This window comes from Taklimakanibacter albus (assembly GCF_016595235.1).
Classification (GTDB): domain Bacteria; phylum Pseudomonadota; class Alphaproteobacteria; order Rhizobiales; family Aestuariivirgaceae; genus Taklimakanibacter; species Taklimakanibacter albus.
Map to the genome: position 1 here is coordinate 2,117,307 of NZ_JAENHL010000008.1, position 15,322 is coordinate 2,132,628.

Consider the following 15,322-nt stretch of genomic DNA (forward strand, 5'->3'; position numbering starts at 1 on the left):
TAAATCACACAGAATTGAGTTCCGCATGACCCGTCGTCCCGACCGCTTTACTCTTGCTCCCGATCTCGAGATCAGCCGATTGCTGGTCGGCCTGTGGCAGATCGCCGATATGGAGAAGGACGGGAGGGTGCTCGACCATCCGGCGCTGGCGCGCGAGATGAAGGCCTATGCGGAAGCGGGCTTCGATACATTCGACATGGCCGATCACTATGGCAGCGCCGAGGTCATTGCCGGCCATTACCGCGATCTCGACCGCTCGGGCGTGGTCGCTACCAAATGGTGCCCGACGCCTGGCGCCATGACACCGGAGGTGGTGCGGGCCGCGGTGGACCGCGCGCGTGAGCGCCTCAAGGTCGACAGGATCGATCTCCTGCAATTCCATTGGTGGATGTTCCAGCATCCCGGCTGGATCGATGCGATGAAGGAGCTCGCGCATCTGAAGAGCCAAGGGCTCATCGGCCATCTCGGCACCACCAATTTCGACACCGATCATTTGCGCCTCCTGCATGATCACGGCATTCCGCTGGTCACCAACCAGGTGTGCTTCTCGTTGCTCGACCGCCGCGCGGCGGGACGGATGAGCGACTTCTGCGCCACGTCAGGCGTCCGGCTTCTCGCCTATGGCACATTGGCGGGCGGGCTTCTCACCGAGAAATGGCTCGGCAAGACAATGCCCAGAGACACGCAGAATTGGAGCCTGATGAAATATCTGCGCTTCGTCGAGGCGATCGGCGGCTGGGATGTCCTGCAAGGCATTCTCGCCGCCGCCGAAAAGATCGCCCGCAAGCACAAGGTCTCGATCGGCAATGTGGCGACACGCTGGGTGCTGGAGCAGAAGGCGGTCGCCGGCATCATCATTGGCGCGAGGCTCGGCGAGCGGGAACACCGCGCCGACAATCTGAAGATCTTCGATTTCGCGCTCGATGCCGAAGATCAACAATTGCTCGACGCCGCGCTGGCACATTCAAAACCGATCGGCGGCGATTGCGGCGATGAATATCGCAAGCCTCCCTTTCTCACCGCCTCGGGCGATCTCAGCCATCATCTGGCGAGCTTCCCGAAAGTCTATGCGGCACAGCCGATGCCGGACCGCCCGTCGCGCCTGCGCATCGACACGGGCAGCATCTGGGAACCACTCGCGGGCTACAGCCGCGCGGTGCGCATCAAGGACCGCATCCTGGTGAGCGGCACCACCGCGACACATGGCCAGGGCGAAGTGATCGCGCTCGGCAGCCCGGCGAGCCAGACCGTCTATATTCTCGACAAGATCCGCGCCAGTATCGAAGCCTTGGGCGGCACGCTCGAGGATGTGGTACGCACCCGCGTCTATCTGCGCGACCAGTCCGCCTGCGAGGAAGTGTCCAAAGCGCATGGCCGCGTCTTCGGTCATATCAGGCCGGCAAACACGCTGCTCGAAATCGGCGCGCTGATCGGCAATTATGATGTCGAGATCGACGCGGAGGCTATCGTCGAGGAATGAAGACACGAACCGAGTTTCCGAGCGCCATCCATCTCATCGAGCATGCCGAGATTCCGCTTTCCGACGGGGTCAGATTGTCGGCGATGATCTGGCTGCCGAGAGACTCGGAACAGAAACCGGTTCCGGCCATTCTCGAATATCTCCCCTATCGCAAGCGCGACGGCACCACCGAGCGCGATGCGCTGAACCACCCCTATTTCGCCGGCCACGGCTATGCGGCGATCCGTGTCGATATGCGCGGCGCTGGTGATTCCGAAGGCGTGCTCAAGGGTGAATATCTCAAGCAGGAGCAGGATGACGCGCTCGAAGTGCTGAAATGGATCGCAGGCCAGTCCTGGTGCACCGGCTCGATCGGCATGATCGGCATCTCCTGGGGTGGGTTCAACGGCCTGCAGATCGCGGCGCGCCGGCCACCCGAGCTCAAGGCGGTGATCTCGCTGTGCTCGACCGATGACCGCTATGCCGATGATGTGCATTTCATGGGCGGCTGCCTGCTCGTCGACAAATTCGCCTGGGGCTCGACGATGTTCAGCATCAATGCGACGCCGCCCGATCCGCTGCTCGTCGGCGACAAATGGCGCGATCTGTGGATGAGCCGGCTCAATGAATCGGGTTTCTGGCTGGAGGAATGGCACCGTCATCAGCGCCGCGACGATCTCTACAAGCACGGTTCAGTCTGCGAGGACTATGGCGCCATAGAATGCCCGGTCTATCTGGTCGGCGGCTGGATGGACGGCTACACCAATCCGATCTTCCGCATGATGGAGCACCTCACCTGCCCCAAGAAAGCGTTGATCGGCCCGTGGGCGCATAAATACCCGAACTTCGCCGAGCCCGGCCCGCGCATCGGCTTCCTGCAGGAAAGCTTGCGCTGGTGGGACAAGTGGCTGAAGGGCATCGAAACCGGCATCATGGACGAGCCCGCTTTGCGCGCCTGGATCCAGGATCCGGTACCGCCCCAAACGCATTACAAGGAACGCCCGGGCCGCTGGGTCGCCGAGGAAGCCTGGCCGATCGCCGGTGCGCAACCCCTCACCTTGCGGCTCGGCGAGCATGTGCTCACCGCGCAAGCGACGGCGCCCGAGCATCATCTCACCATTTCTTCGCCCGAGACCATCGGCCTCGCTGCCGGCAAATGGTGTCCCTATGGGCTCGAAGCAGATGAGCCGGGCGATCAGCGTGAGGAAGCAGGCGGCTCGCTCGTCTTCGACAGCGTACCGATGACCGAGCCGCTCGATCTCCTGGGCGCGCCGGTCCTCCATCTCGATGTCGCCGCCGACCGGGCGAATGCCTTCGTCGCCGCGACACTTTCGGAAGTCTTGCCCGACGGTTCAGCCACCAGACTTTCCTATGGCCTGCTCAATCTCACCCATCGTGATGGGCATGTGGATTTGAAGCCGCTCGAGCCCGGTACACGTTATCAGGTGACGATACGTCTCAATGATCTGGGCCAACGCATCGGCGCCGGCAATCGCCTGAGGCTGGCGCTGTCGACCGCTTATTGGCCGATCGTCTGGCCGTCGCCCGAGAAGACGACGCTGTCGGTCGCCACGACGATAAGCCGGCTCGATCTACCGGTGCGCCAGGCACGCCCGGAAGACGATCGATTGCGTGATTTCGAGCCGGCCGAGAATGCGCCGTCCTTGCGCAAGACGGCGCTGCGCCAGGGCGCCAGCGCTTTCACCGTCACCCGCGATCTCAAGGCCGGCGAGGTCGAGATGTATCGGCTGCAGGATGACGGGCTCAACCAGATCGACGACTTCAACTGGACTTATGGGATCCGCGCGGAACGGCGTTACCGCATTCACCCGGACGATCCGCTCTCGGCCAGGGCGGAAACCAGCTGGCGCAAGGAATATCAGCGCGGCGACTTCCATATCGCCATCGAGACGCATACGACAATGAGCGTGACCGAAACCGATCTCTTGCTGACCGGAAAGCTCACGGCGCGCGAAGGCGAGACAAGCGCATTTGCGCGTGAATGGTCCTACCGGATCCCGCGCGATCATCTTTGAGGAGGCCGACACATGAAGCTGATCGCGCTTTCGGGCAGCCTGCGGCACGGGTCTTTCAATACGAAGCTGGCGCATGAAGCGGCGCGGCTCGCGCCCGAGGATGTACATGTCACGGTCGAGACAATTCATGGCATTCCGCTCTATGATGCAGATGCTGAAGTGCAAGAGGGATTGCCCGAGCGCGTGACGGCGCTCAAGAATGCAATCATGGCGGCGGACGGGCTTCTGCTCGTGACCCCGGAATACAACAACTCCATCCCGGGCGTGTTCAAGAATGCCATCGACTGGCTGTCGCGGCCCGATGCCGATATCAAGCGGGTGTTCGGCGGCAGACCGGTGGCGCTGACGGGCGCGTCGCCTGGCGGCTTCGGTACGATATTGAGTCAGAATGCCTGGCTTCCGGTCTTCCGTACCCTGAAAGTCAATTTCTGGAGTGGCGGAAGGTTGCTTGTCTCCCGAGCGCAGGGCGCCTTCGGCGAAAGCGGCACGCTCGCCAATCCGGCGACGGAGGAACAGCTCAAGACCTTCATGGCCGGTTTCGCAGCCTTCATCCGGATGGCGCAACCAGAACCGTAAGCCATACTCCAGGGTTGCCAAGCCCGCACGACTGAGCGCATCCTGTAGGCCTAATAATCAAAAGCACAGGGAGCGGACCATGAGTGGGATTAGCCTATCACGCCGTCAGATGCTTGCCGCGCTTGCCGCCGCGGGTCTCTCGCCGGCCTTCTATCGCAGCGCCGCCTTGGCGCAAGGCGGCAAGGTTCTCAAAGTCAGATCCTATGCCGATATCCAGAATCTCGACCCCGCCTTCCGCAAAGGGGCGCCGGAAGACGATGTGATGCGCAACATCTTCGTCGGCCTCGCCGACATGACGCCCGGCGACACCTGGAAATGGCGCCTCGATGCCGCGACCAAGCTCGAGCAGACCGATGCGACTCATATCGATTTCACGCTCATGGACGGGCTCGTCTGGAGCGACGGCCATGGGCCGGTGACGGCCGACGACGTCAAATTCTCCTTCGAGCGCATGGCCGATCCCAAGCTCGATTCACCTTACAAGGGCGACTGGGAAGTTCTCGACCATGTCGAGGTGAAGGACGACAAGTCCGGCACCATCGTGCTCAAGGCACCCTTCCCGCCCCTGTGGAATGTCGGTCTCGTCTTCGGCTCGGGAAAGATCGTGTCGCGCAAGGCGGTCGAGGCCATGGGCGGACGTTTCGACACCAAGCCGCCGGCGCAGAGCGGGCGCTACCTCCTGAAGGAATGGCAGCCGAAGCAGCGCGTCGTGCTGGCGCGCAATCCCGACTGGAAGGGCGAGGCGCCCTATTTCGACGAAATCCACGTCATTCCGATCGAGGATGCGAAAACCGCCGAGCTCGGGCTCGAAGCGGGTGATATCGATTACACCTGGGTCGAGGCGAGCTCCATCCCGCGCTTCAAGAAGACGCCGCCCAAAGGCGGCAAGCTCGCCGTCAAGCCGTCGCTCGCTTATGTGTGGCTCGGCATGAATGTCGAGGCGGCGCCCTTCGACAAGCTCGAAGTGCGCCAGGCCGTGCAGAAGGCGATCGACGTGCCGAGCGTGCTGGAAGCCGCCTATTTCGGCGCGGCGGAACCGGCGACCGGCATCATCGCGCCGGGTCTCATCGGCCATCGCGAGAAGACGCTCTACAGCTACGATCTGGATGCAGCGCGCGAACTTTTGAAGAAGGCCGGCCTGGAATCCGGCTTCGAATGCACATTGTCGATCCTGAACACCACGGAATTCACCAGCGCGGCGCAGGCGGTGCAGGCCAATCTCGCCGAGATCGGCATCACGGTGACGATCCAGCAATATGACTCCGGCACCTTCTGGAGCCTCGGCGACCAGAAATCCGGCGACAGCTGGAAGAAGGTGCAGCTCATCATCAACCGCTTCTCGATGCAGCCCGACCCGTCCTTCGCCACCGACTGGTTCACGCCCGAGCAGATCGGCGTGTGGAACTGGGAACGCTGGAACAGCCCGGAATTCGGTGAGCTGAACAAGAAGGCGAAGATCGAGCTCGATACCCAGAAGCGCAACGACATGTATGTGCGCATGCAGGACCTGATGGATGAATCGGGCGCCTATGTGTTCCTCACCCATGGCGCCGTGGGTGTCTGTTACAGCGACAAGATCGATCCGGCGCTGATGCCCAATGGCAATCCGATCTTCCATGGGTTCAAGGCTACCGCTTAGACCAGAAATCCCCTCTCCCCCTGCGGGGGAGAGGGTTAGGGTGAGGGGGAACCGGCAGAAGGGATTTGCGAGATTGAGAAGACGTCGCTGTCAGTTCCCCCTCACCCTCCCATTGCTGCGCAATGGGTCCCTCCCTCTCCCCCGTTGGGGGCGAGGGTAAAAGGCGCGGCGACAGAATGCTCCTCTACGCCCTGAAGCGCTTAGGCTTAGCCCTCATCATCACGGCGGTGGCGCTGATCCTGCTGATCAGCATGATCCAGCTCATTCCGGGCGATCCGGCGGCGGTGCTTCTGGGCCCCCTCGCCTCGCCCGAGATGCGCGAGATGTTTCGCCAGCAGATGGGGCTCGACCAGCCGGCGCTGGTGCAGATCGCCCGGTTCTTCGGCCGCGTGCTCACCGGCGATCTCGGCACCGACGTGCTGACCAACCGTTCGGTGCTGGTCACGGTCATGGAGCAAGTGCCCTTCACGCTGGCGCTGATCTTCGCCAGCATCACCTGGTCGGCGCTCATCGGCATTCCGCTCGGCTGCTTCGCCGCCCTTTATCGCGGCTCGCTCGCCGACCGCATCGTCGGCATCCTGTCGGTGAGCTCGATCGCGCTTCCCTCCTTTGTGATCGCCATCTATGGCCTGCTGCTCTTCTCGGTGAAGCTCGGCTGGTTCCCGACCATCGGCGCCGGCGACCGCGGCGCACCGCTCGACCAGCTCTATCATCTGGTCCTGCCGTCGCTCGCCGTCGGGCTCGGCTGGGTCGGCTATCTCGCCCGCATGGTGCGCGCCTCGATGCTCGAGGTCTTGAGCGAGAATCATGTGCGCATGGCGCGTGCCTTCGGCCTCGAGGAACGCACCATCACCTATCGATATGCGCTGAAGATTGCCATCATCCCGACCGTCGTGCTGCTCGGCATGGGGGTGGGCAACATGATCTCGAGCGCCGTCTTCGCCGAAATTGTCTTTGCGCGACCAGGTGTCGGCAAGCTGATCTTCGATGCGATCAGCACCCGCAACTATCCGGTGGTGATGGGCGCGGTGATGATCACCACCGGCTTCTATGTTCTGTGCACCCTGATCGCCGACCTCGTCGCGGCGGGACTGGATCCCCGTGTCCGATCAACCCTTTGATACGTTAAGCTTCCGGGACAGCCGGCTCGGGCGCATACTGCGCGAGCCGATGGGACTGCTCGGCATCGGCCTCGTCCTCCTCATCGTGCTCGGCGCGCTGTTCGCCGGCTTCACCGGCTACAGTCCCTCGAAGCTCGCGATGCGCGACCGCTTCCACGATCCGAGCTTCGCTCATCTCCTCGGCACCGATCATCTCGGCCGCGATCTCTTCACCCGCGTGCTCCATGGCGCCCGCATCGCGCTCGGCGTCGCCTTCGTCGCGACCGGCATCTCCTTCATCGGCGGCCTCATCCTGGGCATGATCGCCGGCTACGGGCCGCGCTGGCTCGATTCGCTGCTGTTGTTGCTCTTCGATTCTCTCCGCGCGTTCCCGACCGTGATGCTGGCGCTGGCGCTCGTCACGCTGACCGGCCCGAGCCTCGCCGCCGTCGTGCTGGTGGTAGTGCTCGCCACACTGCCCGGCTATGCGCGGGTGGTCCGGGCGCAGACCATGTCGCTCAAGACCACCGAATTCGTGCTGTCGGCCAGAAGCCTCGGCGCCCCGTCCTGGCGCATCCTCGCCGTCCATATCATGCCCAATCTTATCGGCCCCCTGGTCATCCTCGTCTCGATGGATATTCCGGTCGTCATCACCATCGAGGCCGGCATGAGCTTTCTGGGACTTGGGGTGAGGCCGCCGACACCCTCCTGGGGTGCCATCCTCAATGACGGCTATGCCTTCATTCGCGAAAGCGCGTGGCCCGCCATCGCCGGCGGCCTCCCGATCATCATCGCCACACTCGGCTTCACCTTTCTGGGCGAAACCTTGCGCGATCATCTCGATCCGCGACTGAGGCAGGACGGATGAGCCCGCTCCTCGACATCAAAGGCCTGTCGGTCTCCTTCCGCACGCCGCGCGGCGATCTCAAGGCGCTGCGCGACGTGGCGCTCCAGGTGGGACGCGGCGAGATCGTCGGCATCATCGGTGAATCGGGCTGCGGGAAGTCGACGCTCATCAACGCGATCATCGGCCTCCTGCCGGCCAATACCGGCGCGGTGAAGGGTCATATCGGCTTCGATGGCCAGGAACTGGTCGGCCTGCCCATAAATGCGATGCGCAAACTGCGCGGCGAACGTATCACCACCATTTTCCAGGACCCGATGACGGCGCTCAATCCGGTGCTAACCATCGGCGCGCAAATGACCGCCATCCAATATCGGCGGCGGGCGAGTACATCCGAAAAGCGGCGGCGCGCCATTGAGTTCCTCGAGAAAGTGCGCATGCCCGATGCGGCGCGCCGCCTCGACCAGTATCCGCATCAATTTTCCGGCGGCATGCGCCAGCGTATCTGCATCGCCATGGCGCTCCTGACCGAGCCCGATCTGCTCATCGCCGATGAGCCGACGACGGCACTCGACGCCACGCTCGAGGTGCAGGTCATTCACCTGCTGAGGGAGCTTCAGCGCGACATCGGATGCTCGGTGCTGTTCATCTCACATCATCTGGGCGCGGTGGCGGAATTGTGTGGACGCGTCGCCATCATGTATGCGGGCGAAGTCGTCGAGCAGGGAACGGCGGGCGACATCTTTCGCGATCCGCGCCACCCCTATACACGCAAGCTGCTCGAATGCGATCCCGGCCGCATCACCGAGCGGCAGGAGATCCTGCCGACCATTCCGGGTGAACTGCCCGATCTCGTCCATGTGCCACAGGGCTGCATCTTTCGCGACCGTTGCCCCGAACGTTTCGCGCTATGCGGCGAGCGGCCGCCCGAAGTGACGGTTCGGCCTGGCCATCAGGCGGCTTGCCACAAAGCCCGCGAGCTCGTCGCCTCATGACGCCGCTTCTCGAAGTCAGCGACGTCGTCATCCGCTTTCCGATACATAGCCGGATTGCCGCCAGGCTCACCGGCCAACCCTCTTCCATCGAGGCGGTGGCCGGCGTCTCCTTCACACTGGAGGCCGGCAGCACCTATGCGCTGGTGGGTGAATCAGGTTCCGGCAAGACCACACTGGCGCGCGCCATCACCGGGCTCGTGCCGATCGAAGGCGGCCAGGTCGATTTCGCCGGCCGGACGATCTCGGGCCTGAGCGAAGCCGCCTTGCGCGGGGTGCGGCGCGAGATCGCAATGATCTTCCAGGACCCGATCGGGTCGCTCAGCCCGCGACTCAGCGTGCGCGCCATCCTCGCCGAGCCCTTCAAGGTGCATGGCGAGACGGCGGATCTCGACGGCAAGATCGCACGGCTTCTCGACGATGTGGGCCTCTCACCTCATTTCGCCCAGCGTTATCCGCATCAATTGTCGGGCGGCCAGGCGCGGCGCGTCTCGATCGCCCGGGCTTTGGCGCTCCGGCCCAAGCTCGTCATCGCCGATGAGCCGACCGCCGGCCTCGATGTCTCGATCCAAGGTGAGATGCTCAACCTGATGCGCGATCTGCAGCGCAAATTCGGCACCACCTTCCTGATGATCACCCATAATCTCAACGTGGTGCGCCACGTCGCCGACCGCATGGCGGTCATGTATCTGGGCCGCATCGTTGAGGAAGGCCTGACCGATGATATCTTCAAGGCGCCACGCCACCGTTATACGACGGCGCTGCTGTCCGCCAATCTCAAGGCCGAGCCTGAAGCGGCCTCCTATGTCATCGAGGCGGAAGGCGAAACACCGAGCCTGCTCAACCGGCCGAAAGGCTGCGAGTTCCACCCGCGCTGCCTGTTCAAACGCGAAGTCTGCCGCACCGCCATGCCGGAAGAACAGATGCCGTCGGCCGACCACCGCTTCGCCTGCCACAATCCGGCGTGAGCTATTGGAGCGCGTCTAGAGCGGCATCAATCTCGTCGATACGCGCCTCCAGATGTGCATTCTGGGCTGCATCGCCCATTGGCTTCACGAAGTCGAGAACTGACATCATTGCTGTTCTCGCCTGCTCGAGATCCAGTTTGCTGCCAATGAGCCGGCCGCGCTCCAGCAACGCATTGCCCAGATAATATTGAGTCTCAACCCAGCCGAGCGGCACGCGCTCACGTGTGTTCTCGGTCAGGGCATCTCGCAACATGGCGACCGCGCGATCCAAAGACAGGGTATCTCTATCGCGCTTGCCAATCTCCGCGAGGGTGGCCCCAAGATTGGTCGAGGTCGTCGCCCAGTCGATCGGCAGGCGCTCCCGCGTCGCCTCAGCCAATGCCGCCTCAAAGGCCTGGGCAGCCCGGCGCAGAGACACCGTTCCCGGCTCACGTTGGCCGAGCGAAAGCAGAGTGGTGCCGAGATTGTTCTGACTTTCCGCCCACTGGAGGGGCACGACCTCGCGGCGACGCTCCTGCAAAGCCAGCTCGAAGGCTGATACGGCCTGCATGAGGCTTGCCGGCAAAAGCTCACGCTGGCCCAAACGCAGGAGAACCAAACCGCGATTGTTCTGAAGCGCGGCCCAGTCGAGAGGCACTTCCTTGCGATCCAGCTCCTCGAGCGCTGCCGAGAAGGCCACAGCAGCTTCGTTGAGCGATTGATTACCCACCTCCCTTTCACCCAGACGCCAGAGCGCCATGCCGAGATTGCTGGTCGTGCTCGCCCATTGGACAGGCATTTCCCGGCGCGGAAGCATGGCCAAGGCGGTGCGAAAGGCCGTGATGGACTTTTGCAGCGTCTCGACTCCGCTCTCTCTTTCACCCTTGTAGCGGAGAGCCTGGCCGAGATTATTCTGCGACATGATCCAGTTGTAGGGGGTCTCGGTCTTGTTGAATGTCGTGAGAGCCAGCTCGAAAGCGTCAATCGCCTGCTCGAGATTCTGCGTTCCACGCTCACGCTGACCAATCGCCATCAACACAACGCCACGATTGTTCTCGATCAGAGCCCGAGCTGGAGGCGCGTAGCCGGCGGGAAGATCCGTCAAGGCCGACTCATAAACGCCGACGGCGCGCTGCAACGACAGCGTCCCCGCCTCACGCTCGCCGAGTTTCCACAGCGCGATCGCCAGTTGATTGCGAAGCCCGGCCCGATCAAGAGAGGCATTCTCGAATGTCCTCTTGGAAAGCGTCGTCTCCATGAAGGCGATAGCTTCCTTCAGCGTCTCGGTATTCGAGTCGCGTTCGCCGAGCGTCTTCATCGCCGAAGCGAGGCCGGTCTGGACTTTCGCCCAGTTTGCCGGATCGTCCGCCTCCGAAATTATCCGGTCAGCCTGCCGATAGGCTTCGATCGCTTCCTTGAGGGCTTCGGAATCCGCTCGGTAAAGTCCTTGATTGGTCAGAGATTCGCCTTCGAGAATCTTGTATCGCGCGGCACGTTCGATGTCCCAGCGTTCAGCCTGCTCGAAGGCCTTGGCGAAATCCGTGGCCGCGGCAGCGAAATTGAAGGCCAACACATAAGTTTCGCCGCTCTTGGCGAAGACATTGGCAATCTCGAGCCGCCGTTCCTTCAAGGACGCTTCGGTATCCGCGAGAGCATCGCTCACTGTCGTGGCGCGTTGCTTCGCCTGCTCACGGAATGAGACGGCCGTTGCGACCGCGCCTTCGGCCAGAGCGCGATCGGCGAGTGATGAAAGATGCATGATCTCCGGATCGGCGCGTTTCAGCACGGCTGTCTCGGCCAGGATCGTCTTGAGCCTTTCCGCCTGGGCGCGCAGAACGCGGTCGAGCTCGGCCGGATCCTTCGGCGTCGCGGCGCCCATGGCGCGCAGCATGCCGTAAAGCGAATCGAGCGGGACCTGATCCGACTTGGCGATCGCCTCGACCTGGCGGCGGCCCATCTGCGGCAGGCTGGCGATCGTCAGGAGCAGCTGGCGCCGTTCGCCGGTGATTTGCGCCTCATCCTTGTCGCCCGCTTCCGGCGTCATGCCGAAATAGAGGAGCCGCCGCATGCTGGCATTGATCCACGGACGCTGGCGCGTTCCGGTGTCGAGATAGACCTCTTCGGTCACCATGGTCATGACATCGCCGAAGGCGGTGCCATTCGATGCGGAGAGATGGCGCAGCAGGGCCGCCGCATAGGGCGAGTTGCCGTCCTTGGGTCCATCGAGCGCCGCCTTGCCAGGCTCGGCGGCGAAACCCATCACTACGCCGACATTCTCGACCGGCGCCGGCTGGTCCTCGATGAGCGCCACGCCCCGCGACGGCATGAGGCCGGTCTGGACAATAGGGGCGGCCGCCGATTGCGCATCGGGCTTCAGCAGCGCGTTCGCCGGAAAAGGCGAGTTGCGGCAGGCATCGAGGAGAAAGATCACCACCGGCACGGTCTCTTTGAGGCGATCGACCATCGGCGAGGCCGCCACCAGGCGCGTGGCCGCGTCATCGAGCGAAGACAGATCCGCATCGACGGGCACGAGCCAGTTCTCACCCGCCGCCTCGATGCCGTGTCCGGCGTAATAGACGAAAGCAACATCGGCCCCTTCGGCGTCCTCGATGAAACGCTCGATCTCACGCTTCAACGCCTTGGCATTGCGGTCGGGGGCATTACGGGTCTCGAAGCCGAGATCGGTCAGAAGCTTGCCGATGGCACGGGCATCCTGGCCGGCATTGGGCAGAGGCTGGATATGGGCATAGGCCGACTGGCCGATGATGAGGGCGACGCCGCGCAAAGGCTTCACCTCCTCGGCCGAAGCATGGAAGCTGCCCGAGACACAGATCAGGATAAAAATCAGCCAGTGCTTGAACGCCGTCACGATATGCCTGCCGAGATGGTCCAAAACTATCCAAAGCCCCGGTCGCAAGAAAGGCCGGATCGTGGCGGACCCCTGGGAGTGACGGGGCATTTCAGGACATTGAGTGGCGCCCTCAACGGAAATTGGACAAAAAATCCAGATGGCCGTCATGACCCGGGGCCGACCCTTCCGGCACAAAGGGCCATGCTCCACAATCCGCAAAGCTTTCACCCCCTCGAACCGACGCGCGCCCAGCTGGCCGAACTCGGCCATGAAGTCTGGGCCCGCGCCATGGCCTTCACCGAAAGTCTTCCGGCGAGCCCGGCCGTGCCGAGCGAGGCGCCGCCCGCCGCGCTCATCCAGGCCATGCTCGCGGCCCCGGCCGAGACGCAAGGCGAGATCATCCCCTTGCTCGACCAGCTCGATGAGGCGGTGAAATATGCCTATGAGCCGGGCAGCCCCGGCATGCTCGCCTACGTGCCGGGTGGTGGGCTCTCGGTCTCGGCGGTGGCGGACTTTTATGCCCGCATCACCAACCGTTTTGCCAGCATGGCGCGCGTCGCCCCGGCGCTCGTGGCGCTCGAGACCGGCGTGCTGCGTTGGTTCGCCGGACTCTGTGGCCTGCCGGAGGGGAGCGGCGGCGTCTTCACCAGCGGCGGCTCGCTGGCCAATTTCTCCGCCATCATCACGGCGCGCCACACACGGCTCGGCGAGAATTTCTTCGACGGCACGCTCTATATCAGCGCACAGACCCATCATTCGGTGGCGAAGGCGGCGCGCCTCGCGGGCTTCCCTGCCGCCGCCCTGCGCATCGTTCCGCATCGCAGCGACCTCACCATGGATGACGACGCACTCAGGCGCATGATCGCCGGCGACAGGGCACATGGCAAACGGCCCTTCCTCATCGTCGGGTCGGCCGGCACCACCAATACCGGCGCGATCGATCCCTTGCCCAGGCTCGCCGATATCGCCCGCGACGAAGATCTCTGGTTTCATGTCGATGCAGCCTATGGTGGCTTCTTCCGCCTCACCCTACGCGGACACGAACGTCTCTCCGGCATCGAGCGTGCCGACACGATCGCGCTCGATCCGCATAAGACGCTGTTCCAGCCTTTCGGCGTCGGGGCCCTCGTAGCCCGCGATCCGAAGCTCCTGGCCACGGCGCATGAGGTCGACGGCGCCTATCTGCGCGACATGTCCCACAAGCAGACCTATGGCGGTGAGCATCTGCCCGACTTCGCCCATATGGGGCCGGAGCTCACCCGCGACGTGCGCGGCATGCGCATCTGGCTGCCGCTCCATCTTCACGGCGTGGCGGCCTTCCGCTCGGCGCTCGACGAGAAGCTCGATCTCGCGGCCTATGTCTATGAAAGGCTCGCCGCGGCCCCCCGGATTGAAGTGCCGTGGAAGCCGCAGCTCAGCACCGTCGCCTTCCGCATGAAGGCACGAAGCAGCAGCGCCGATGATATCCGTGCCGCAAACCAGGCCACCCAGGATTTGCTCGGCCGCATCAATGCGAGCGGGCGTATCCTGCTGTCGAGCACCGAAATCGACGGCCGCTTCACCATCAGGGTCTGCATCGTCATGCACCGCGTCCATGCCGACCGCATCGCCGAAACACTCGACATCATCGCGGCGGCGGTGGCCCAACCTGCCTAAACATTACCGTCATTCAGGAAGCGGCTGACCTCTTCCTGGAATTTCGACCAGCCGGGGTCGCCCTCCAGAATGAGATGATTGCGGCCTTCGAGGCCGGCGAAACGGGCGCCCGGAATGCCGGCCGCGATATACATGCCTTCGCTGAAGGGTTGGACCGCGTCATCCTTGCAGTGGAGGACGAGGGTCGGCGCCTTCACTTGCGCCAGAAGGCCGCTGACATCGAGCGTGTCGGACACGAAACGCATCCTGACCGCATTCTGCGGTGACGCCGTTGCCTTCTGGAGATCGTTGAACCATTGCATTTGCTCCGGCGTCCCGCCGGGCAGGAGCAGCGAGGTGAACATCTGCCGGAAGGCCGGATTCTCCTGGCCCCAGCCGGTGCGCATCAAGGTGAGCATCGCTTCCGCCTGCTCGATCTCCTCGATCGTGCCGCGGATGCGGCGGCCGCGCGCGAAGCCGCCATAGAGGACGAGCTTCTCGACACGATCGGGGTGCTTCGCCGCATAAGCGATGGAGACGGCACAGCCTTGCGATATGCCGAACAAGGTGAAGCGTTCGAGGCCCGAGGCATCGGCGACGCTTTCGAGATCGCGCAGATAGGAGGCGAAGGAGATCTCGGCGACATCCCAGTCGGACAGGCCGTTGCCGCGCGCATCATAACGAACGAGCTGATTGTCGGATGCCATCCATCTGAGCAGATGACTCCAGATCGGACTCTTCCAGTCATATTCGAGATGGTTGAGCCAGTTTCCCGCCTTGAGGATGGGCCGCCCTTTGCCGGCGAGCGCATACGCGATGCGCACATTGTCGGACGTGGTGCAGAAACGAATGTCCTGGGCGTCGGCCGTCTCGAATGGCCGCCGCATCTCCATCAGCGGGACCGCCGCCTCACTCACCTCGCCGACGAAACGGAAGCCCTTGCGCTGGATGGTGCGGATGAGCTTCTGCTCGGCGCCGCTGTCACCGATCGCCGAGCGCGCTGCATTGATGCGGCTCGCCACCGTCGAGAGCGAAACGATCTTGCCCGACCAGATCTCGTCGAGAAGCTCGCTCTGGCTCACCACGCGGTTACGATGGCTGATGAGATAGACCAGCAGATCGAAGACCTGCGGCTCGACCTTCACCACGTCGCTGCCGCGTTTCACTTCGAACAAATCGGTATCAATCTGGTGTTCGCCAAACCGATAGATCAATACGGCCCCCAGCAATTTCCCAGCCAAGA

The 15,322-nt window shown here is 63.2% G+C and carries 11 protein-coding genes; 9 read left to right on the plus strand and 2 right to left on the minus strand.

Annotated features, from left to right (window positions below):
* Positions 1-25 precede the first annotated feature (25 nt).
* The 8 genes from JHL16_RS33115 to JHL16_RS33150 all read left to right on the plus strand — a co-directional run bounded on the left by JHL16_RS33115 (position 26) and on the right by JHL16_RS33150 (position 9,614).
* Positions 26-1,480, plus strand: a complete 1,455-nt coding sequence (locus tag JHL16_RS33115; protein ID WP_200189098.1) for an aldo/keto reductase — start codon at positions 26-28, stop codon at positions 1,478-1,480.
* Positions 1,477-3,495 carry a CocE/NonD family hydrolase gene (locus JHL16_RS33120; protein WP_200189099.1) on the plus strand — a complete coding sequence of 673 codons (2,019 nt, stop codon included), beginning with the start codon at positions 1,477-1,479 and terminating at the stop codon, positions 3,493-3,495. The genes JHL16_RS33115 and JHL16_RS33120 overlap by 4 nt, the downstream gene beginning before the upstream one ends.
* A gap of 12 nt (positions 3,496-3,507) precedes the next feature.
* Positions 3,508-4,071 (plus strand): NADPH-dependent FMN reductase, encoded by a 564-nt coding sequence (locus JHL16_RS33125; RefSeq protein ID WP_200189100.1) that lies wholly within the window; start codon positions 3,508-3,510, stop codon positions 4,069-4,071.
* Positions 4,072-4,150: 79 nt separating this feature from the next.
* Entirely contained in the window at positions 4,151-5,710 is a 1,560-nt protein-coding gene (locus tag JHL16_RS33130; protein ID WP_200189101.1) for an ABC transporter substrate-binding protein, read from the plus strand.
* 176 nt (positions 5,711-5,886) lie between these two features.
* Complete coding sequence (locus JHL16_RS33135) at positions 5,887-6,831, plus strand: ABC transporter permease (RefSeq protein WP_200189102.1); 945 nt, start codon at positions 5,887-5,889, stop codon at positions 6,829-6,831.
* Entirely contained in the window at positions 6,812-7,678 is an 867-nt protein-coding gene (locus JHL16_RS33140; RefSeq protein ID WP_348647313.1) for an ABC transporter permease, read from the plus strand. The genes JHL16_RS33135 and JHL16_RS33140 overlap by 20 nt, the downstream gene beginning before the upstream one ends.
* Positions 7,675-8,649, plus strand: a complete 975-nt coding sequence (locus JHL16_RS33145) for an ABC transporter ATP-binding protein (protein WP_200189103.1) — start codon at positions 7,675-7,677, stop codon at positions 8,647-8,649. Before JHL16_RS33140 ends, JHL16_RS33145 begins: the two co-directional genes overlap by 4 nt.
* Positions 8,646-9,614, plus strand: coding sequence for an ABC transporter ATP-binding protein (locus tag JHL16_RS33150; RefSeq protein WP_246771240.1), 969 nt, complete (start codon positions 8,646-8,648; stop codon positions 9,612-9,614). Before JHL16_RS33145 ends, JHL16_RS33150 begins: the two co-directional genes overlap by 4 nt.
* A gap of 1 nt (position 9,615) precedes the next feature.
* Here the strand turns inward: JHL16_RS33150 and JHL16_RS33155 are convergent, their stop codons facing one another.
* The gene (locus JHL16_RS33155) at positions 9,616-12,462 is read right to left on the minus strand and encodes a caspase family protein (protein WP_200189105.1); all 2,847 of its coding nucleotides are present in this window, start codon (positions 12,460-12,462) and stop codon (positions 9,616-9,618) included.
* Between the two features lie 183 nt (positions 12,463-12,645).
* Between JHL16_RS33155 and JHL16_RS33160 the strand changes: the two genes are divergently transcribed.
* Entirely contained in the window at positions 12,646-14,100 is a 1,455-nt protein-coding gene (locus JHL16_RS33160) for a pyridoxal phosphate-dependent decarboxylase family protein (protein ID WP_200189106.1), read from the plus strand.
* On the opposite strand, the gene JHL16_RS33165 is transcribed toward JHL16_RS33160, so the two are convergent.
* Positions 14,097-15,245: an alpha/beta hydrolase gene (locus JHL16_RS33165; protein WP_348647330.1), complete on the minus strand. Its 1,149-nt coding sequence runs from the start codon at positions 15,243-15,245 to the stop codon at positions 14,097-14,099. The genes JHL16_RS33160 and JHL16_RS33165 overlap by 4 nt on opposite strands.
* Positions 15,246-15,322 lie beyond the last annotated feature (77 nt).